Origin of the sequence: Halobacillus sp. A5 (assembly GCF_024189315.1) — a bacterium.
Classification (GTDB): domain Bacteria; phylum Bacillota; class Bacilli; order Bacillales; family Halobacillaceae; genus Halobacillus_A.
The window spans coordinates 1-255 of the sequence record NZ_JAIZEO010000020.1; the positions used below are offsets into that span (position 1 = coordinate 1).

At 44.7% G+C, this 255-nt stretch carries 1 protein-coding gene; it reads right to left on the bottom strand.

The window, feature by feature from the left end; translation table 11 throughout:
* A partial coding sequence (locus LF822_RS22765) for an integrase core domain-containing protein (RefSeq protein ID WP_371925997.1) occupies positions 1 to 255 on the bottom strand: 255 nt, incomplete at both ends.

Below are 255 nucleotides of genomic sequence, written 5' to 3' on the forward strand. Positions count from 1 at the left end.
CCATAACTCTACAGGCTTCCGTTCTGTTGTAGAGTGAACACGTTGATTCGCGGTGTCTTCTACCCACCTCATAAGTGTCCGGTTCAAATCCTGTAAGGATTGGACGGAAGATGTCTCTAGCCATCCAATCATGTAGCCAATGAAACGTTCCACCTTTCCTTTTGTTTGAGGACGATAAGGTCGATGGACCTTAGGGGTAAACCCGTAATGATCTACAAAGTCCAAGAACTTTTCATTCCATTCAATTTCAGGTCC